Raw genomic sequence first — 18,519 nt, 5'->3', positions numbered from 1 at the left:
TCCGTCAGCGAGCATCCTGCGCCTCGATCAGGTCGAGGTCGCGGACGCAGAAGCGATGGTGCTCGAAGGTCTCGTTGAGCACCGTGCCGAGGCACTGCCGGACCGAGCGGCCTCGGGCGTAGGGCGGCCAGACATCGTCATCGGGCACCGGCGCTCGAGCCGCCAGTTGCGCGGGCGTCACCTGGTCGAGCCAGACGTGCAGCTCCTTCGTCTGCCTCGCCCGCACCGTCGCGATCCGGTCGATCGTCGGTTCCAGCGACAGGTCGATCCCGTTCGCCTCGCGGTAGGGCTCGACGTTCGGTCCGATGCCGATCGGGGTGAACGGCTCGGTCGACCCCAGGCAGCAGCGGCGGAACCACGAGTCATGGACAAAGACCAGATGGCGCATGGTCTGCGCGGCCGACCATTCGTCGTTCACGGTGCGATTCTCGATGCCGGGCCGCTGGCGTATCCGATCGGTCGTGGCGGCCCAGGCAGCGTGAAGCTGGCGCGACGCGTCGCGGAGATCGGCTGGATCCTCGGAACGGATCAGCGCCCGGACAGGATGCCGCCGGTCGAGCTCGGCCTCGACATAGGAGGTGACCTCGACACCGTTCACCACCAGGTTGGACACCAGCCCGTCGATCACCGCATCCTGCATCACCACGCCGATCAGACGTGCCCCGGTCAGGTCGCACTCGCGGAACTCCGCACCGTGCAGGTCCTGATCGACGTAGCGCGTCATGGTCGGCATGCTAGTGGGTTGCAAGCCGGACAACTTGACGTTCGGCGGCGTCCAGGTGCGTGCAGCGCAAGGACGGCGAGGGAAGGGCTACCGGACGTAACGCAACCGAGCCGGACGCCGCGATGTGCGCGTCCGGGCGCCGCTCAACGTCAAGGAATCCGGCATCCAGCCCACTAGTCTCCTGCGCCAGGAATCCGGTGCATGAGTCGGGAGGCTGAAGTGGTGAGCTGCAAGGCGGCGGAGGGTGCGGTTACCGGGTGTATGCCAGCTGACGCCAACGCAGCAGATTGCCGCGTCAGGTGGTCGAATGATGTGCCGGATTCCTGGCGCAGGGCACGAGGGAGCGCTGATCTCTACGGGCGTTCCGAGGAGCCGCGATGCGTGTCCGCATCACGGGGCACACGAGTGCAGGCGGTCCGGGGCCCGTCAAACGAGCGCAACGCAGCGAGCGGGCGGGCATCGCGGGCCGCAGTAGCCCGAAGAGATCGGTGCCCCGCGGCTGCGGGCCGCTGCTCGCGTGCCCGGTGATCGATCCGGCACTTTTCGATCCGGACCGTGGAAGTGTTCGCGCGGCTGGTGTCACAGAACGACCCGCTGCCTTGTCCTGCTGATGAGGGAACATCCCCAGGACAAGAGGTTCAGATGAAACGCATCCTGATCGTCGGTGCCGGCTCGGCCGGCTTCAACGCGGCCCGCGAGTTGGAGAAGCGGCTGCACCCGGGAGAAGCCGAGGTGACCGTCGTCGACCCGCGTCCGTACATGACCTATCAACCGTTCCTGCCCGAGGTCGCGGCCGGATCGATCGAAGCCCGACACGCCGCCGTGCCGCTGCGTCGGCACCTGCGCCGGACGACGATCGTCTCCGGCACGGTGACCGCGGTCGACCACGCGCACCGACAGGTGACGGTCCGGCCGATCGCCGGCGAGGACTATCGGCTCAGTTACGACATCATCGCCGTGACCGCCGGGGCGGTCACCCGTCGGTTCCCGGTGCCCGGGATCGCCGACCAGGCGATCGGGATGAAGCACGTCGAAGAAGCGGTCGCCATCCGGGACCGGCTGCTCACCGCGTTGGATCGGGCCGAGGAACTGCCGGCCGGCCCGGAGCGGGACAAGCTGCTCACCATCACCTTTGTGGGCGGCGGGTTCGCCGGCGTCGAAGGGTTCGGTGAACTGCTCTCGCTGACCGCGGCGATCGTGAAGCGCTACCCACGGATCACCGCGGATGAGCTGCAGTTCCATCTGGTGGAGGCATCCGGCCGGATCCTGCCCGAGGTGTCGATCGACTCCGGGCGATGGGTGCTGCGGTCGCTGCAGCGGCGGGGTGCGGTGATCCATCTGAACACCCAGGTCAGGTCCGCCGTCGACGGCCACGTCGAGCTGTCCGACGGCGCGGCGTTCGACTCCGGACTGATCGTCTGGACCGCCGGGAACGCTGCCAATCCGGTCGTCCACCGGCACACCGACCTGCCGACCGACGAACGCGGCCGGCTGATCGCCGCCGCCGATCTGCGCATCCTGGCCGACGGCGAACCGGTCCCCGACGCCTGGGCGGCCGGCGACGACGCGGCGGTGCCGGACCTGGCCGCGGACCAACCCGGCCCCACCACCGTGCCGAACGCTCAGCACGCATTCCGCCAGGGCAAGCTGCTGGCTCACAACCTGCTGGCCGATCTGCGTGGCCGACCGACCCGGAGCTATCTGCACCACAGCCTGGGATCGGTTGCCACCCTGGGAGTCGGCCGCGGGATCTACCAGCGCGGACCGATCGTGATCAAGGGTCTGCCGGCCTGGCTGATGCACCGCGGCTATCACGTCCTCGCCGTGCCCAGCGTCGAACGGACCGTACGGGTGTCGGCGGTCTGGTTGGCCGCGCTGATCTTCGGCCGGGACACGGTGTCGTTGGCCTCGGTGGAGCATCCCCGGGACGCCTTCGTCACCGGCGGTGAGATCGGTGCACCGGCGGCTGTCACTGATCATCACCCGGCGGACGCCGCTCATCATCGCCCGTCGGTTGTCACGAAGTAGTGGGCCGTCCTGTCTTCCTGACGGGACCGTCTTCTCAGCACGAACGGGTCTTTCATCACAAAGCTCGGATGCCCGGACCAGGGCACCACAACGGAAGGAAACCATGAAGATCATCGTGATCGGCGGCGCCGGACTGATCGGCAGCAAGGTGGTGCAGAACCTCACGCAGCAAGGACATCAGGCCGTCGCGGCGTCGCCGTCGAGCGGAGTCAACAGCTACACCGGTGAAGGGCTCGACGAGGTATTGGCCGGGGCGCAGGTCGTGGTCGACCTGGCCAACTCGCCGTCCTTCGAGGATGCCGCGGTGCTGGACTTCTTCCGGACCGCGGGTGGCAATCTGCTCAAGGCCGAGGCCAATGCCGGGGTCGGACACCACGTCGCGCTGACCATCGTCGGCGCCGACCGGGTGCCGGACAGCGGCTACATGCGAGCCAAGATCGCCCAGGAGCAGGTGATCAAGGACGGCGGCGTGCCGTACACGATCGTCCGCGCGACCCAGTTCATGGAGTTCATGCGGGCGATCGCGGACTCTGCGACCGACGGCAGCACCGTCCGCGTACCGGCAGCCCGACTGCAGCCGATCGCCGCGTCCGACGTCGCCGCCGAGGTGACCAGAGCGGCGATCTCCCAACCGGTCAACGGATTCTTCGAGATCGCCGGCCCGGAGCGGATCGCCTTCCCCGACCTGATGCGCGGAGTGTTGGAGGCCGATCACGATCCACGGACCGTGCAGGCCGACGAGCACGCCCGCTACTTCGGCACCGAACTGACCGACGATTCGATCACCGCCGGTCCGGACGCACGACTCGGCACCGTGACCTTCGCCCAATGGCTCGCCACCGACGGCCGGAAGTGACTCGATCCCGTCAACAGCGGCAGGCAGGCGACCCGGACCATCTCGCCGGGTCGCCTGCGCTGCTCGTCTCTACGATCCTGTCAGGTCTCCACCAGGGCGGAGACCGGTGTGGCTCGCGCGGCGCGGCGGGCCGGTAACACCGACGCCAGCACGCCGGCCATGATCGCGACCGCCGCAACGGCTCCGGTCTGGGTCGCCGACATCGAGAACACCGTGGTGCTGTAGTCCAGTTCCGACCCCAGCGCGGCGGTGCCGACCCAGCCGAAGAAGGCACCGGCGGCGATGCCGATCAGCGCCCCACCGACGGCCAGCAGCACCGCTTCGACGGCGAGCATCAACCGCAGTTGTCGACGGTGCAGACCGAGCGCACGCAACAGCGCGGACTCCCGACTCCGTTCGATCACCGACAGGCCGAGGGTGTTGCCGACACCGATCAACGCGATCACCACGGCGACCGCGAGCAGCACGGTGGCGACGGTGAGCAGCGTGTCGAGCAGGGTGGCGTAGGCCGCCTTCATCGTCAGTGACCCGCTGAGCTGCAGGCTGCGATGATCATCGGTCAGTGCCGTCAGCGCACTGTTGATCTTGGCGACGTCGGCGCCCGGACCTGCCTTGGCCCAGACCGTCGTGACCGGAGCGGACGGCGCGATCTCCGACAGCACGGCGGGCGTGACCAGGGCGATGTTGTCGGCGGCGATCCGGCTGGGCCGGGCGATCAGCGTCCGGGTCGTGCCGCCGTGCTCGACGGTCACCCGATCGCCGTCCTTGATCCCGGACGATCGGGCCAGATACTCGTCGATCAGGACCCGGTCGGCAGGGACGCCGCCCGCACCCGGGTTGATCACCCGGCCGACATCGGCGCCGGCCTGCAGCGGCAGCTCGATCCGGTCCTGGCCGTGACGCAGGGTCACATCGGCGGAGCGGAGGGTCGCGGTGGCAGCGATGCCGTCGGTCCGGCCGACCTGACCGACGACCTCCGCCGGCAACGGATCCGGGCCGGTCACGGTCACGTCGACCGGGTAATGCTGATCGAGGGTGAGGTTGGTGGACGCCTTCACGCTCGACGCGCCGACCTGCAGGGTGACGATCAGGCCGGTGGCCAACATCAGAGCCGCGCCGGTCGCTGCGGCCCGGCCGGGATTACGGGCGGTGTTCGCGGTCGCCAGCCGGCCGACCGGACCGAGGCCGCGAGTCAGCAAGCCGATCAACCGGAGCACCAGCGGGAAGTAGATCTTGGCGCCGAGCAGGACGGCGATCGCGATCAGCATCGAGCCGGCGATGCACAGCAGCAACGGCTGCAGCGTCGTCCGCAGGCCGAGGATGATCAGCCCACCGCCGAGAACAGCGAGGACAGCAGCCGCGACGGCGCTGCGGGCCGAGCCGCGGAGCGCGGTGGCGGCGTCGTCGACCGGACGCAACGCCTCCAGCGGACTCACCCGGGTGGCCCGACCCGACGGACCGATCGCCGCCAGCAGGGTGACCAGCAACCCGACACCGGCTGCGATCGCCACGGTCGGTGGGATCACCAGACCCCCCGGCAGACTCCCGGTGAAGGCCGTCGCCGCAGCCGTCGCGGCAACCCCGAGGCCGACCCCGAGCGCCGACCCGATCGCACCGGTGAGCAACGCCTCGACCAGCATGCTGCGGCGCACCTGGGCGCCGCTGGCGCCGACCGCCCGCAACAGGCCGACCTGACGGCGCCGCTGTGCCAACAGGATCAGGAACGTGTTCACGATCAAGATCGCACCGACCAGCAGGGCGATCGCACCGAAGATCAACAACAGGCTCTGGAACACGTCGGCACCGGCGGTCAACGACGTGACCCGTTCCGCGCCGTAGGCGGCCTGGGTCTGCACCGTGACACCGGACCCGAGCACGTGAGCCAGGCGGTCGGCGAGTTGTTGATCACCGACGCTGCCGTCGCCGATCACCAGCAGCTCGACCTGCGGCTGCCCGGTCGGGGAGTGGTCCGCTGCGTGGATCAAGCCGTCGGTGACGAACCCGGTCTGGGCCTGGCCCGAGAACAGCGACTTGGTCTCGTCGGTGATGCCGGTCACGGTCATGGTGCGGGTCTTGTCACCGACCTCGACCGAGACCCGGTCGCCGACGCCGACCCGATTGGTCTCGGCCGCGGTCCGGCCGAGCGCGAGCTGATCGGTCTGCCGGGGCCACTGTCCCGAACTCAGCCGCGCCCAGCGCAACCGGTCGTCGGACGGCAGATTCTGCAGGTCGATCGAGGACGACCGGTCGAGGCTGCTGCGCAGTTCGTAAGCAGGTTCGGCAGCGGTTACCCCGGCGGTCTCGCGGATCGCCGGCAACCGCTCGGTGAGCTCGGCCGGATTGAGTCCGTCGGAGCTGATCACCACATCGGCACCGGCCGTACGGGCCGTCACCTGGCTGGTGATGGCATGGGTCTCGGTCGCCATGAATCCCAGCGTCGCCACCAGATAGCCGACGCTGATCGTCACCGCCAGCAGCACCGCCACGATCCGTCCGGGGTGCCGGCGCAGCTGGCTCGCTGCAATGCTGATCATGACCCGCCGGGTCGGTCGGGCGGTCCCGGCCGCCGGGGAGAGTGCGGGCATCAGGCTTCCAGCCGCTTCATCGCGGCCAACACGGCATCGGTGTCCGGGTCGGCGATGGCGTCGGTGATCCGGCCGTCGCTGAGCAGCAGCGCCCGGTCGGCGTACGACGCGGCGATCGGGTCGTGTGTGACCATCACGATGGTCTGACCGAGCTCTCGACAGGAATGCTGCAGATATCCGAGCAGGGTGGCGGCCGTCCGAGAGTCCAGCGCACCGGTCGGTTCGTCGGCGAAGACGACCTCCGGGCCGGTGATCAACGCCCGGGCGATGGCCACCCGCTGCTGCTGTCCGCCGGACAACTCGCTCGGACGATGATCAAGACGGTCGGACAGGCCGAGGGAGTCGACCAGGGTGCCGAACCGCTCGGCGTCGGCGCGCCGGCCGGCGAGGTCGAGGGGGAGCAGGACGTTCTGCCGTGCGGTCAGGGTCGGCAGCAGATTGAAGGACTGGAAGACGAAGCCGATCCGGTCCCGGCGGACCGTGGTGAGGTCCCGATCCCGGAGCCCGGTCATCTCGATGTCGCCGATCGTGATCCGACCACCGGTCGGCGTGTCCAACCCGGCCAGACAGTGCATCAGGGTCGATTTGCCCGATCCGGACGGTCCCATGATCGCGGTGAACGTCCCCGTTCCGAAGTCGACGGTGACCCCGTCCAGGGCGGTCACGGCGGTATCACCACTGCCGTAGATCTTGGTCACGTCCTGACCGCGGGCTGCCACCCGGGTCGTGGTCGGTGTCATCGCGGGTGCGGACATCGGATTCCCTTCGTACGTTGGGGTTCGCGTCGGATCGACGAGCCAACACGAACGTACGATTGGGGGCACGGTGATCACATCGGAGCGCGGTGCCTTCCGACTCCGCCCGTACTACCCCCAGGGTCCGACCCGGCTGGGAGTACGGGCTCAGCTGCCGATCAGCGCGGCGCGTACGGGTCGGCGAGCCCGGCCTCGAACGCGAAGAGCACCAGGCTGACCCGGTCCCGGCAGTCCAGCTTGGACAGCAGCCGGCCGATGTGGGTCTTGACCGTCCCCTCCGCCATGTACAGGGTGCTCGCGATCTCGGCGTTGGTGGCGCCGGCGGCGATCTGCTGCAGCACCTCGACCTCACGGGAGGTCAACAGGTCGACCTTCTCACCATGATCGGCACTGCCCTCACCCGGCAGCGACCGGACCACGTGGGCCAGCAGTCGCCGAGTGGCACTCGGGGCGACCACTGCATCACCGCCCGCGACATTACGGATCGCGGACAACAGGTCCTCCGGCCGGGCGTCCTTCAGCAGGAAGCCGGAGGCGCCGGCCTTCAAGGCCGCGAAGACGTACTCGTCGAGATCGAAGGTGGTGAGGATCAGCACCCGGGTTGCCAACCCGGCCGACACCAGCCGGCGGGTCGCCTCGACGCCGTCCATGATCGGCATCCGGATGTCCATCAGCACGACATCGGCGGGTCGCTGCTGCAGCATCCGTACCGCGCTGGCACCGTCGGCCGCCTCACCGATCACGTCAAGATCATCTTCGGCCTCGATCAACATCCGGAAGCCGCCGCGGACAAGTCCTTGATCATCGGCCAGGAAGACGGAGGTGGTCATCGCCGTGCCCCCTCCCCGCGGTAGGGGTCGGTCGGGTCCGGCTGCGAGCTTCGCGGATCGGTGATCATGGGTCCTGTCGCGGTCTGGTGGTGGTCCGGGCGTGGCCGGTGGGCCGGTCGTTCAGGGTAACCGGATCGTTCGGGAAAGCCGGGTTGCGCGGGGTATCCGGGTTGTTCGGGGTAGCCGGGTTGTTCGGGGTAGCCGGGTTGTTCGGGGTGGCCGGGTTGTTCGGGGCGTCCGGGAGCATCGGGACGCCCGGGAGGATCGGCAGGGCGCCGGGGATAGCCCGGCTGTTGGGCCGGATGATTCGGGTAGGGCAACCAGGCCAGCACCTCGAAGCCACCACCGGCACGGGGCAGGGCCGACACGGTGCCGCCGTGCAGGGCGACCCGTTCGCCCATCCCGCGGACGCCATGGCCCTTGCCGTCGCTGGTGGCATCGGGTCCCTTGCCGTTGTCGACCACCCGGATGCCGATCCCCTCCGGCGCATAGGTGACACCGACGGCGGCATGCGCGGACGGCCCGGCGTGCTTCAACACGTTGGTCAGCGACTCCTGCACCACCCGGTAGACACTGAGGCCGAGCGCCTGGCTGACCGCCGGTCGGGCGCCGTACTCGGTCAGGTCGAAGCGGTCGCCGGTGCGTGCGACCAGGTCGGGCAGATCGTCCAGTCCGGGGGTGGGCAGATAGCTCTCCGGGCTGCCGGCCCGGCCGGTCTCACCCGGCGCACCGCCGCTGCGCAGCAGACCGACCATCTGCCGCATCTCGGCCAACGCCTCCCGGCTGGTGTCGGCGATCGTGCTCAACACCTCCGGCGCCTTCTCCGGCCGCTTGGTCGCCAGCGCTCGTCCACCCTCGGCCTGCACCACGATCACCGACAGCGAGTGCGCGACGATGTCGTGCAACTCGCGGGCGATCCGGTTCCGCTCGTTGATGGTTGCAACCCGTGAGCGCTGCTCCTGCTCGGCGGCCATCAGCCGTTCGCGTTCGATCCGGGTCTGCACGGCCTGGTGCACGCGTTCGGCGCGTTCCCGGCGGCGGCTGCCGATCACGTAGGCCAGTGCGACCAGCCCCGAACATGCCAGCGCGGTGACCACGAAGACACCGATCGATGCCGGGGAGGTCGGTAGCGCCCAGCGGATCGGGCCGAGGAAGGCGCCGGCCAGCCCGACCGCCAGCCCGGTCCGGGCGAAGGTGCGATTGGTCCAGCGGGCGAACGTGTAGATCAGGGCCGGCACGGCGACGATCGCGAACAGCGGCTGGTCGGAGACCACCAATTGGAACAGCGCGGCCAACGTCGCCACGATCAACGCGACCAGCGGCCACCGCCGCCGGACCGCCCAGGGCAGCGTCAGCCCGAGCGAGGCCAGCAACGTGGCGCCACCATAGGTGCTGTCGAGGAGTCCGCAGGACGCGGCCAGCAGCAGCCCGGTGGCGACGTCGAACAGGAACGCCCGATCCGGGTCGCTGCCGCTGGCGTGCGGGAGTCCACCCTCGGACCGGCCGGTGCCGGCCAGTCCGAGCACGGTACGGACGGCCCCGGTGAACCCGGTGCGGTGCGCCGCACCCTCCGGATCGCCCGATGAGGGTTCGGCGGCCGGCGTGGGGGCGGCTCCGGGCATGCCGGCGGACCGATGCTGCTGGTGGGTCATGACAACAGCCAGCGTAAGCCGGGCCGGACTCCGACCCATCGGACCTGGGTCTGAGGTTGCCGCCGCCGACCCGGACCCGTGTCGTACGGGTGTGGTGGTCGTGCGGGTGTGGTGCTGCCGGCGATCCGGCCGCACCACCAGGCCGATCCTTGCTGTCGTCCGGCCGATCCGTGGTCGGGAGTCGGTAGGCTGGTGTGATGAAGAAGTTCCTGCTCGCCCTCGCCGTCGCCGGAGGTGTCGCGGTGTTGGTCCGGCAATACACCCGCAAGACCGCCGAGGCCGACCTGTGGGCCGAGGCCACCGATCACGTCAGCCCTGGGGTCTGAGAACGCCGCGCCCGGTCAGCACGTCCTGCGCTGCTCGTAGCCGGTCAGCGTGACGTTCGCCGCGGTCAGCAACGGCAGCGCCAGGCCGGCGGCCCGGCCGCGGTCGACCAGATCGCCGATGATCTGCTCACGCTCGATCGGCAGCCCGTCCGCGCGATCGCGGAACATCGAGGCGGTGAAGGTCGACCCGGCAGTGGTCAGCACGCTGCGGGTCCGTCGATCGGAGGCCGGTCGGGGCGGCCGCCCGGCAGCCCGCGCGACCGCCGTCGCCTCGTCGATGATGGCGTGCACGACCCCCTCGCCGCCGGCAGCGGCGATCTCCCCGATCGTGCCGTCGAGCAGACACGTCGTCGCCGCCGCTGAGCTCAGGAAGACCCACTTCTCCCAGAGGTCGGTGAGGATCGCCTCCGACAGCGTGACGTCGAATCCGGGCACCGTGAACAGCGCGCCGATCTCTTGTGCCCGTGGTGATATCGGACCGTCGAGTTCACCGAACCGGAGCGACGGATCCATGCCCAGATGTCGGATCGTGCCGTCGGCGTCGAGCTGGGCGGCGATCACGCAGACGCCGCCGAAGACCCGCTCGGATCCGAAGCGGCGCTGCAACTGATCGATGTGCGCGATCCCGTTCAGGGTCGGGATGATCACCGTCTCCGGACCGACGGCCGGCCCGAGATCATCGAGTGCGGCGGCCAGTCCGTAGGCCTTCACGGTCAGCAGGATCACGTCGTAACTGTCGGTGATCTGCTCCCGGGTGAGCACCGTGGGGGAGACGACATCGTTGCCGGCCGGCGAGGCGACGGCCAGGCCGCTCTCGCGAAGCCGCTGCGCACGCGCCGGCCGGACCAGGAAGGTGACGTCGCGGCCGGCCCGGGCCAATCGCGCACCGAAGTAGCCGCCGACCGCGCCGGCACCGACGATCAGGATCCGCATCAGCACTCCTCCGCGTAATAGCTATCGTGAAGAAAGCTACAGTATGGGTGTTGCCGCGGACAGCGAGTCTCGGAGAAGGAGACCGATGGAGATCAGGAGGTGGTCGCGGATGGCATTGCGAACGAACTGGTCGGAGCAGGTCTGCCCGATCGCGCGCGGCGTCGATGTGCTCGGCGACGCATGGGCGCTGCTGATCCTGCGCGAAGTGTTCGCCGGGAACCGGCGATTCGATCCGATCCGATCCGATCTCGGGATCTCCGATGCGGTGCTGAGCCGGCGGTTGGCCGAACTCGTCGACGCCGGACTGCTGGACAAGGTCGCCTACGCCGGATCGGTGCGGCCGCGCTGGGAGTACCGGCTGACGCCGTCGGGTGCCGACACCTTGCCCGTGCTGCACGCCGTCGCGCGTTGGGGTGCCGGCCACACCACCAGCCCGGACCCCGGACGGATCATGACCGTCCGCTGTGCGGACTGCGGAACCGACGCCCGATCGGCGGACTGGTGTACCGGCTGCCGCCGCCCACTCACCCGGAGCAACACGATCTGGTTCCGTGCCCGCGATCCGAGGACCCCGATCTCGCTCGCGGAGTGACCCCAGGAGGGCGCTGAACAACTCGCTCTGCAGCGCGCCACGCCGCACGCACACGGGCGGCGCCGCGCTCGCCCGACAGGCCGCGGCCCGCCGTCGCTCCCGCGACGTGCCCCCCGCACGCACATCGGGCGCTCACGACGAGCCAATTGTTCAGGCCCCTCCGCGGCGCCGTCCTTGACCGAGTCGGCGCAGATCATGAGAAGGTTGGTCGAGGACCGGAGCCAGGACCTGAATCCCTTCCAGACAAGGACATCGATGCCCGACCAACCCGACCAGGGTCGCCCCAACATCCTGCTGATCTGCACCGACCAGCAACGCTTCGACACCCTCAAGGCCTACGGCAACACCGAGATCGACACCCCGAACCTTGATCGGTTGGCCGCCCAGTCGGCGGTGTATGAGAACTGCTACGTGCAGGCACCGGTGTGCGCTCCGTCCCGGGCATCGCTGATGAGCGGGCAATATGTCCACAACCATGGCTTGTATGCCAACGGCGTTCAGATGCCCACCGGCACCCGCCTCCTCCCGCAGGCGCTCGCCGAAGCGGGCTACGACTGCGGACTGATCGGCAAATGGCACCTGGACGCCTGTTTCGCCGGCCGCACCGAGGAGAAGTCGCCGGGCTTCCGGGTCTGGCAATGGGCCCATGATCCTTACCGCGGAAGCTCGGAGAACGCGTACCACCGGTGGTTGTCGGTGGCCCATCCCGATGTGTACGAGGACGTGCTGGGTAAGCGTCGGGACGACCCCAACCGGGGGAAGACCGCCGGCGTCGGCGGTTCGCCGATCGACGTGGTACCGACCGAGGCGCACTACTCGCATTGGGTCGGCGAGGAGACGGTACGGTATCTGACCGGATCGCGACCGCCGGAAGAGCCGTTCTTCCTGATCGCGAACTTCTTCGATCCGCACCACTCCTTCGGCGCACCGAAGGAGTATCGGGACCGGTACCGCCCCGACCAGTTGTCCCGGCCGAACACGGTCGATGGCGAGCTGGCCGACAAGCCGCCGATCCTCACCGAGGCCTCGGAGAGGTCCTACGGCGGTCACGCCCCCGGCTATCGGGACTACTCCGCCGACGATCTGCAGGAGATCAAGGCCAGCTACTACGCGATGGTCAGTCTGATCGACGACGAGGTGGGACGGATCCTGGACACCCTGGACGCCGAGGGCCTGGCCGACGACACGATGGTGATCTTCACCTCCGACCACGGCGAGATGCTCGGTGATCATCAGCTGATGCTGAAGGGTCCGATGATGTACGACTGCGCGATCAAGGTCCCGCTGCTGATCAGGATGCCGGGGCGAATCCCGGCCGGGACCGTGATCAGTGAGTTGGTGGAGTGGATCGATCTGACCGCCACGCTGACCGAGGTCGCCGAAGCGGAGCTGCCCGCCTGCCAGGGCATGTCGCTGCTGGGCCTGGCCGACGGCAGCACCACCGGCCACCGCGGCTGGGCGCTCAGCGAATACCGCAACAGCGGACACCCGTACGATCCGCCGGTGCACACCACGATGGTGCGTCGCGGCGACATCAAGATCGTCACCCACCACGGACAGCCGAGCAGTTCCCGGGAACGGACCGGCGAGCTCTACGATCTCGCCGCCGACCCGCAGGAGTTGATCAATCTGTGGGATCGGCCGGACAGCGCCGGTTTGCGGGCCGAGATGACCGAACTGACGCTGGACGTGCTGGTCGCCACCGAGGATCGCAGTCAACCGCGGAAGGCGTTCTGGTGAGCTGAGCCTCGATCCGTGGACGGGCGCCTACTGCGCGGCCCCAGAGCGGCGCGCTGGCGGCGTTGCCGACGCTCAATGGTCAACCAGACCACCCTCACGCCGGCGCCTTGCCAGCACACCCCTCTGGTGCCGCTCGCTACGGCGCCCGTCCACGGATCGAGGCTGAGATCCCGCCCGCCGTCGGCATCGGTATCCGCAGGGCGCACTATGTGAGCAGGAGGCGATGGAGATGACCGACGGACAATCGATCCTGGACCGAATCCGCGAGCTGGTGGAGGAGGAACGACAACTGCGCGAACAGCGGGCCGAATCGGAGATCTCTGCCGATGATGAACGCTCCCGGCTGTCGGCGGTGGAGGTCGAACTCGACCAGTGTTGGGACCTGCTGCGACAACGACGGGCGCTGCGCGAGGTCGGCAAGGACGGCGACGACGCGGCCGTCCGGCCGGCGTCGGAGGTCGAGGGTTATCTGGGCTGAGCCCGGACCGGAGAATTCCGTCGTCAGACCCGACGGGAATCGACCCGCGTCCGACCCAGTCCGAGCAGGACCGATGCCGTGATCAGCACCATCAGCACGCTGAGACCGGCCAGCCCGGTGTCCAGGCTGACGGCGTGGGTCGCGACGCCGAGCCCGACCACTGGGACGACCAGGCCGAGGTAGGCGGCCAGGAACATGCCGGCGATGGCTTCGGCCCGGACCGCCGGTTCGGCCAGCTCCCGTGCCGAGGCCATCGCGCCCTTGAAGGCGAGACCGGCGCCCACGCCGCCGACGGCAGCGCCGGCCAGGAACGCGATCACCGAGCCGGTCGCACCACTGGTCAGCAGCAGCGCGAAGGCGACGGCGAGTCCGACGAGTCCGAAGCCGACCTGTCGGGCTCGGTCGACGAAACCGAGGACCAACTGGCTGATCACGGCCAGCAGGAACACCGCGCCGGACACTGCCCCGGTGATCGCCGTCGCGTGCAGCCCGAGCGAACTGCCGAGGATCTTCGGGCCCAGTGCGCTGAACAGCCCGAACAGGGCGAACGCGACGAACCCGGTCAACCCGAGCAACAGGTAGCGGCTGCGAGCACCGCCCGGCACCGAGACCCGCTGTGGCCGATAACGACGCCGGCTACGGCTCACAGTCTCCGGCGCGATCATGATCATCGGCACCGCAATGATCAACAGGGCGATGAAGATCAGATACACCATGCTCAGCGGCCGCGGCAGCAGCCCGGCCAGGATCCCGGCGACGATCGGGCCGAGGCCCAGGCCGCCGAGATTGGCAGCGGTGGCGACATGGTCGGCCAGCAGCGGGTGTCGGTCCGCATCGGCCCGGCCGTGCAGGTCGACCAGATAGGCCGTGGCGGTTGCCGTGATCAGTCCGATCCCGAAGCCGGAGATCAGTCGGGCGACCAGCAGAGCGGGCAGAGCGGTCGATGTCACGAAGATGACTGCGGCCACGATCTCTGCCAGCACCGCCGCGACCATGATCGGCCGGCGGCCGACCCAGTCCGAGACGTGACCGCCGAGGAACAGGCTGATCAACACCCCGACCGCATAGGCGGAGAACGCGATCGTGACGCTGCTGGTGCTCATCCCGTTGGCTTGCTGGTACAGCGGCCACAGCGGCGTCGGCAGGGTGGTGAACGCCATCGTGATCAAGAACGCGATCGCGATCAGCCAGAATCCGCGGCGGCTCGCCGCCCTTGTGATGGTCACGGGCTCAAGTCTGATCCCGATCGGCTGTCAGGAAAAGCGATGAACGATGATCGCCGTCATCTGAAATGGAGATAATGGCGGGATGGAGCTGCGTCAACTCGAGTACTTCGTAGCGGTTGCCGAGTCGCGGACGTTCACCGCTGCCGCCGCGCGGCTCAATGTCGTCCAGTCCGGGGTCAGTACGACGATCCGGGCACTGGAGCGCGATCTCGGGGTCCGCCTGTTCGAGCGTTCGGCCGGCACCGGTGCGCCACGGTTGACCGCCGCCGGCCAGGCACTGTTGACGGAGGCCCGGACCTTGATCAATTCCGCCCGGGCGACCCGTGAGGTGGTGCAACGTGCCGATGATCAGTTGGGCGGCGAGGTCGATCTCGGCATCATGACCGCGCTGGCGCCGGTCGACCTGCCCCGGTTGCTGGCTGATTTCGGCCGGGCCGCTCCCGGAGTTCAGGTCCGACTGCACGTCCGGCCGCGGGGATCGACCGACTTGGTGCGCGGTGTCGACGCCGGCGAGTTCGATCTGGCCTTCGTCGGCCCGAGCGAGGCGGCCCCGCCGACGGTTCGGCTGGAGCCGATCGCCACCCTGCCGATGCCGCTGCTGCTGCCGCCGACGCATCGGTTGGCGCGGCGGTCCCGGGTGCGTTTGGGTGACCTGGATGGCGAGCGGTGGGTCGACTCGCCGCCGGGATTCGGGACCCGGATCGCGGTGGACGCCGCGTTCGTGCACGCCGGTCTGACGCGGACCGTCGTGCTCGAAGTGCCCGACGTGCAGATGATCCCGGGGATGGTCGCCGCCGGACTGGGGGTCGGTTTCGCGCCGGGCGAGGTCGACCCAGACCTCGGCGTGCGGACGGTACGGTTACCCGAGCGGGAGCAGCCGATCTGGCGGCTGCGGCTGGCGACCCGGCCTGGCCGGCGGCGTCCCGCCGTCGCACTGTTGCTCGATGTGCTGGCACGCCAACACTCGCCGACGGCCCGGCACCGTTGACCAGCGCGACCGGCCGTGTCGGTGTCGATCATTACGGTTGACCGCGTGCTGTCGACATTGGCGATTGACGGATATCGGTCGATCCGGAGCCTGCGGGTCGCGCTCGGCCGGGTCACCGTGGTGACCGGCCCGAACGGGAGCGGCAAGTCCAGCCTCTACCGCGGACTCCGGTTGCTGGCGGCGGCCGGACGGCACGGAGCGGTGGCAGCGCTGGCCGGTGAGGGCGGGCTGCCGTCCACGCTGTGGGCCGGGCCGGAGGTGATCGGCCGCGCCGTCAGACAGGGCCGTGCCCCGGCTCAGGGCACCGTACGGCAGGGACCGGTCGCGTTGCGGTTGGGGTTCGCCGGCGACGGCTTCAGCTATGCCGTCGACCTCGGGCTGCCGACCCCGAGCGGGTCGATGTTCGAACGGGATCCCGAGATCAAGGTCGAAAGCATCTGGCACGGACCGATCCTGCGCCCGTCCACTCTGCTGGCCGAGCGGCGTGGCAGCCAGGTGCGGATCCGGGAAGACACCGGCTGGACGTCGGAGCGCAAACTCCAACCGTGGGAGAGCATGCTCGACGAGGTCGATGCTCCGGAGATCCGCGCGGTCCGGGCCGCGTTGCGTGGCTGGCGGTTCTACGATCACGTCCGGACCGATGCCGCCGCTCCGGCCCGCGCGGCGATGCTGGGGACCAGGACACCGGTGCTGTCCGGCGATGCCGGTGATCTTGCTGCCGCGATCCAGACGATCCGCGAGATCGGGAACGCCGACCTGCTCGATGCCACCATCGATGAAGCCTTTCCCGGCAGCACGATCATGGTCACCGAGCACGACGGCCGGATGACGCTGCAGCTACGGCAGCCGAATCTGCTACGGCCGCTGGATGCCGCCGAGCTGTCCGACGGCACTCTGCGCTACCTGGTCTGGGCCGCGGCCCTGCTGTCCCCGCGGCCGGCCGAGCTGATCGTGCTCAACGAACCGGAGACCAGCCTGCACCCGGAGTTGCTGCGACCACTGGCCCGGATGATCACCCGGGCCGCGGACGACTCCCAGGTCATCGTCGTCACCCATGCCGGCACCGTCGTCGAGCAACTCCGCCACGACGATGCCAGGCTGGTCGAGTTGGAGAAGCCCGATGGTGAGACCCTGGTCGTCGATCAAGGCGCGCTGGACGGTCCACCCTGGCAGTGGCCCAAGCGGTGAACCGCTGCCGCTCCAGTTCGTACGTCGAGCAGGGCCGCACGTCGAGCAGGCGATCAGTGGAGGTCGGCGGCCAGCCTCTGATAGCTGGGCACAAGATCGTTCCAACGAGCTTCCTCGTCGTCGGGCTCCTCATCGGCGAGGTAGCTGCGGAGATGCTCGGCATGCAGCTGCCAGCCGACCCCGTAGAAGGCGATCTTGTCCAGCGGCATGCCATGCGCCTCAATGATCAGGGTGGTGCCGTCGCCGTCGCCGGTCAACACCGCCTCGATGGACTCGTCGAACGTCAGCCCACCGTCACCCGGTCGCCAGGACTCCTCGGTCTCGGTGCTGACCACCTGGAGTCGATGCGGGGCATCGCACACCTCGATCCGACCGGCGCCGTGCAGCCCCGGGCCTGCCAGGAAGACGCGGTATTCGCCACCGACCCGGAGGTCGCCGTCGACCTCGCCGTACCACCGTGCCAGCCGCCGTGGATCGGTGATCGCGGACCAGAGATCCGCGGCATCGGTCTGGAAGCGCTCCTCGATCCGGACCACTCCGTGTCCGTCGGCAGCCCGAAGGCTGCCCAGGGTGCGACTGTCGGTCGCCGTCTCTTTCGTCATTGCTCTCTTCCGTCCCCGGTCATTTCTCGCTCCTCGCTCTCTTCCCGCGGGCCACCTCGGTGTGCAGCCGCATCCAGTCGCTGCTCCCACAGCACCCGGTACCGGCCCAACCATTGATCGACCTCGGCCAACGGCCGCGGCGCCAAGCTGTAGATCCGGCGCTGCGCCTGTTGGCGTACGTCGACCAGACCTGCCTCCCGCAGCACCCGCAGATGCCGCGACACCCCGGGTCGGGAGATCGACACCAGCGCAGCCAACTCGCCTGCGGTGGCTTCCCCATCGGCCAGTGTCTCCAGCACCGTGCGTCTGCTCTGATCCGCCAGTGCCCGCAGGACGACATCCATAGCGCTATGTAACCAGGTAGTTACGTAACCGTCAAGGTACAGTAGCGTCGACGGCCGGTCAGGGTCATGATCATCTCCAGGTCGCTCGTCGACCGGCGTCGTGATTCCCGAGCGCGCACCCGGCGCCGTATGCTCGCGCTGTGACGGATGCACCTGACGAGGGGCCGTTCTTCCACGGGACGAAGGCGGAACTGAAGCCGGGCGATCTGCTGACACCGGGGTTCCGCTCCAACTACCGGCCCGAGATCGTGATGAACCACATCTACTTCACCGCGCTGCGCGACGGCGCCGGTCTGGCCGCCGAGATCGCGGCGGTGGACACCGAGCCGCACGTGTACGAGGTCGAGCCCACCGGCCCGTTCGAGAACGATCCGAACGTCACCGACAAGAAGTTCCCGGGCAACCCGACCCGGTCCTATCGCAGCGCGGCGCCGCTGCGGGTGGTCCGCGAGATCACCGACTGGACCCGACTCACTCCACAAGCCCTGCAGACCTGGCGGGACCGGCTCGAGGCGATCCGCAACGACGAGCGCGGCGAGATCCTCAACTAGAGCGAGTCTGCCGGCTGCGCCGCGCCGGATGGAAAACCCCGGCACCCGCGAAACGGGTCTCACCCGGACGCGCAGCAGGCAGCTCACCTCGACGTCCAGACGGTGCCGCTCGGCGACATCG

Annotated in this window: 18 protein-coding genes; 9 read left to right on the top strand and 9 right to left on the bottom strand. The window is 69.0% G+C overall.

All coding sequences use genetic code 11. The features are described 5' to 3' along the window. Window positions 1-4: 4 nt before the first annotated feature. Window positions 5-628 (bottom strand): DinB family protein, encoded by a 624-nt coding sequence (locus BLU38_RS13735; protein WP_407939684.1) that lies wholly within the window; start codon window positions 626-628, stop codon window positions 5-7. 738 nt (window positions 629-1,366) lie between these two features. Here BLU38_RS13735 and BLU38_RS13730 point away from each other — a divergent pair. Beyond that, window positions 1,367-2,752 (top strand): NAD(P)/FAD-dependent oxidoreductase, encoded by a 1,386-nt coding sequence (locus BLU38_RS13730; RefSeq protein ID WP_091525642.1) that lies wholly within the window; start codon window positions 1,367-1,369, stop codon window positions 2,750-2,752. 103 nt (window positions 2,753-2,855) lie between these two features. Beyond that, window positions 2,856-3,608 (top strand): SDR family oxidoreductase, encoded by a 753-nt coding sequence (locus BLU38_RS13725; RefSeq protein ID WP_091525640.1) that lies wholly within the window; start codon window positions 2,856-2,858, stop codon window positions 3,606-3,608. An 80-nt stretch (window positions 3,609-3,688) separates the two neighbouring features. Here BLU38_RS13725 and BLU38_RS13720 read toward each other — a convergent pair whose 3' ends face one another. From BLU38_RS13720 to BLU38_RS13705, 4 genes are all read right to left on the bottom strand, one after another. Beyond that, complete coding sequence (locus BLU38_RS13720; RefSeq protein ID WP_091525638.1) at window positions 3,689-6,193, bottom strand: ABC transporter permease; 2,505 nt, start codon at window positions 6,191-6,193, stop codon at window positions 3,689-3,691. Then, entirely contained in the window at window positions 6,193-6,948 is a 756-nt protein-coding gene (locus BLU38_RS13715; RefSeq protein WP_091525636.1) for an ABC transporter ATP-binding protein, read from the bottom strand. The genes BLU38_RS13720 and BLU38_RS13715 overlap by 1 nt, the downstream gene beginning before the upstream one ends. A 158-nt stretch (window positions 6,949-7,106) precedes the next feature. After that, a complete protein-coding gene (locus tag BLU38_RS13710) occupies window positions 7,107-7,778 on the bottom strand; it encodes a response regulator (RefSeq protein WP_091525634.1) in 672 nt (223 codons plus the stop codon). After that, entirely contained in the window at window positions 7,775-9,430 is a 1,656-nt protein-coding gene (locus BLU38_RS13705) for a sensor histidine kinase (RefSeq protein ID WP_172836136.1), read from the bottom strand. The genes BLU38_RS13710 and BLU38_RS13705 overlap by 4 nt, the downstream gene beginning before the upstream one ends. A gap of 197 nt (window positions 9,431-9,627) precedes the next feature. On the opposite strand from BLU38_RS13705, the gene BLU38_RS31710 reads away from it, so the two are divergent. Next, window positions 9,628-9,756 carry a DLW-39 family protein gene (locus tag BLU38_RS31710; RefSeq protein WP_231920332.1) on the top strand — a complete coding sequence of 43 codons (129 nt, stop codon included), beginning with the start codon at window positions 9,628-9,630 and terminating at the stop codon, window positions 9,754-9,756. A 15-nt stretch (window positions 9,757-9,771) separates the two neighbouring features. On the opposite strand, the gene BLU38_RS13700 is transcribed toward BLU38_RS31710, so the two are convergent. Beyond that, window positions 9,772-10,689, bottom strand: a complete 918-nt coding sequence (locus BLU38_RS13700; protein ID WP_091532412.1) for a ketopantoate reductase family protein — start codon at window positions 10,687-10,689, stop codon at window positions 9,772-9,774. Between the two features lie 109 nt (window positions 10,690-10,798). Here BLU38_RS13700 and BLU38_RS13695 point away from each other — a divergent pair, with 109 nt between their 5' ends. The 3 genes from BLU38_RS13695 to BLU38_RS13685 all read left to right on the top strand — a co-directional run bounded on the left by BLU38_RS13695 (window position 10,799) and on the right by BLU38_RS13685 (window position 13,499). Beyond that, window positions 10,799-11,281: a winged helix-turn-helix transcriptional regulator gene (locus BLU38_RS13695; protein WP_091525630.1), complete on the top strand. Its 483-nt coding sequence runs from the start codon at window positions 10,799-10,801 to the stop codon at window positions 11,279-11,281. A gap of 255 nt (window positions 11,282-11,536) precedes the next feature. Continuing rightward, window positions 11,537-13,021 carry a sulfatase family protein gene (locus BLU38_RS13690; RefSeq protein WP_091532410.1) on the top strand — a complete coding sequence of 495 codons (1,485 nt, stop codon included), beginning with the start codon at window positions 11,537-11,539 and terminating at the stop codon, window positions 13,019-13,021. A gap of 229 nt (window positions 13,022-13,250) precedes the next feature. Further along, complete coding sequence (locus BLU38_RS13685; protein ID WP_091532408.1) at window positions 13,251-13,499, top strand: DUF2630 family protein; 249 nt, start codon at window positions 13,251-13,253, stop codon at window positions 13,497-13,499. Window positions 13,500-13,522: 23 nt separating this feature from the next. Here the strand turns inward: BLU38_RS13685 and BLU38_RS13680 are convergent, their stop codons facing one another. After that, complete coding sequence (locus BLU38_RS13680) at window positions 13,523-14,725, bottom strand: MFS transporter (protein ID WP_091525627.1); 1,203 nt, start codon at window positions 14,723-14,725, stop codon at window positions 13,523-13,525. An 82-nt stretch (window positions 14,726-14,807) separates the two neighbouring features. Between BLU38_RS13680 and BLU38_RS13675 the strand changes: the two genes are divergently transcribed. After that, window positions 14,808-15,713, top strand: coding sequence for a LysR family transcriptional regulator (locus BLU38_RS13675; protein WP_091525625.1), 906 nt, complete (start codon window positions 14,808-14,810; stop codon window positions 15,711-15,713). A gap of 45 nt (window positions 15,714-15,758) precedes the next feature. Beyond that, complete coding sequence (locus BLU38_RS13670) at window positions 15,759-16,901, top strand: AAA family ATPase (RefSeq protein ID WP_091525624.1); 1,143 nt, start codon at window positions 15,759-15,761, stop codon at window positions 16,899-16,901. 53 nt (window positions 16,902-16,954) lie between these two features. Here BLU38_RS13670 and BLU38_RS13665 read toward each other — a convergent pair whose 3' ends face one another. Continuing rightward, window positions 16,955-17,503 carry an SRPBCC domain-containing protein gene (locus BLU38_RS13665; protein ID WP_091525622.1) on the bottom strand — a complete coding sequence of 183 codons (549 nt, stop codon included), beginning with the start codon at window positions 17,501-17,503 and terminating at the stop codon, window positions 16,955-16,957. Next, window positions 17,500-17,847, bottom strand: a complete 348-nt coding sequence (locus tag BLU38_RS13660; RefSeq protein WP_231920331.1) for an ArsR/SmtB family transcription factor — start codon at window positions 17,845-17,847, stop codon at window positions 17,500-17,502. The genes BLU38_RS13665 and BLU38_RS13660 overlap by 4 nt, the downstream gene beginning before the upstream one ends. 140 nt (window positions 17,848-17,987) lie before the next feature. On the opposite strand from BLU38_RS13660, the gene arr reads away from it, so the two are divergent. Beyond that, window positions 17,988-18,398, top strand: a complete 411-nt coding sequence (arr, locus tag BLU38_RS13655) for an NAD(+)--rifampin ADP-ribosyltransferase (protein ID WP_091525620.1) — start codon at window positions 17,988-17,990, stop codon at window positions 18,396-18,398. Window positions 18,399-18,519 lie beyond the last annotated feature (121 nt).

The sequence above is a fragment of the Microlunatus soli genome (genome assembly GCF_900105385.1).
Lineage (GTDB): Bacteria > Actinomycetota > Actinomycetes > Propionibacteriales > Propionibacteriaceae > Microlunatus > Microlunatus soli.
The sequence above is the reverse complement of the archived record's forward strand: the minus strand, read 5'-3'. Positions and strand labels throughout refer to the sequence as shown.

What these genes read in the sequence shown, in the direction of transcription:
- BLU38_RS13690 (WP_091532410.1), top strand. Translation starts at nt 11,537, where the DNA reads ATGCCCGACCAACCCGACCAGGGTCGCCCCAACATCCTGCTGATCTGC.
- BLU38_RS13715 (WP_091525636.1), bottom strand. Translation starts at nt 6,948, where the DNA reads ATGTCCGCACCCGCGATGACACCGACCACGACCCGGGTGGCAGCCCGC.
- BLU38_RS13700 (WP_091532412.1), bottom strand. Translation starts at nt 10,689, where the DNA reads ATGCGGATCCTGATCGTCGGTGCCGGCGCGGTCGGCGGCTACTTCGGT.
- BLU38_RS13730 (WP_091525642.1), top strand. Translation starts at nt 1,367, where the DNA reads ATGAAACGCATCCTGATCGTCGGTGCCGGCTCGGCCGGCTTCAACGCG.
- BLU38_RS13695 (WP_091525630.1), top strand. Translation starts at nt 10,799, where the DNA reads ATGGCATTGCGAACGAACTGGTCGGAGCAGGTCTGCCCGATCGCGCGC.
- BLU38_RS13710 (WP_091525634.1), bottom strand. Translation starts at nt 7,778, where the DNA reads ATGACCACCTCCGTCTTCCTGGCCGATGATCAAGGACTTGTCCGCGGC.
- BLU38_RS13675 (WP_091525625.1), top strand. Translation starts at nt 14,808, where the DNA reads ATGGAGCTGCGTCAACTCGAGTACTTCGTAGCGGTTGCCGAGTCGCGG.
- BLU38_RS13725 (WP_091525640.1), top strand. Translation starts at nt 2,856, where the DNA reads ATGAAGATCATCGTGATCGGCGGCGCCGGACTGATCGGCAGCAAGGTG.
- BLU38_RS13720 (WP_091525638.1), bottom strand. Translation starts at nt 6,193, where the DNA reads ATGCCCGCACTCTCCCCGGCGGCCGGGACCGCCCGACCGACCCGGCGG.
- BLU38_RS13685 (WP_091532408.1), top strand. Translation starts at nt 13,251, where the DNA reads ATGACCGACGGACAATCGATCCTGGACCGAATCCGCGAGCTGGTGGAG.
- BLU38_RS13665 (WP_091525622.1), bottom strand. Translation starts at nt 17,503, where the DNA reads ATGACGAAAGAGACGGCGACCGACAGTCGCACCCTGGGCAGCCTTCGG.
- BLU38_RS31710 (WP_231920332.1), top strand. Translation starts at nt 9,628, where the DNA reads ATGAAGAAGTTCCTGCTCGCCCTCGCCGTCGCCGGAGGTGTCGCGGTG.
- BLU38_RS13660 (WP_231920331.1), bottom strand. Translation starts at nt 17,847, where the DNA reads ATGGATGTCGTCCTGCGGGCACTGGCGGATCAGAGCAGACGCACGGTG.
- BLU38_RS13705 (WP_172836136.1), bottom strand. Translation starts at nt 9,430, where the DNA reads ATGACCCACCAGCAGCATCGGTCCGCCGGCATGCCCGGAGCCGCCCCC.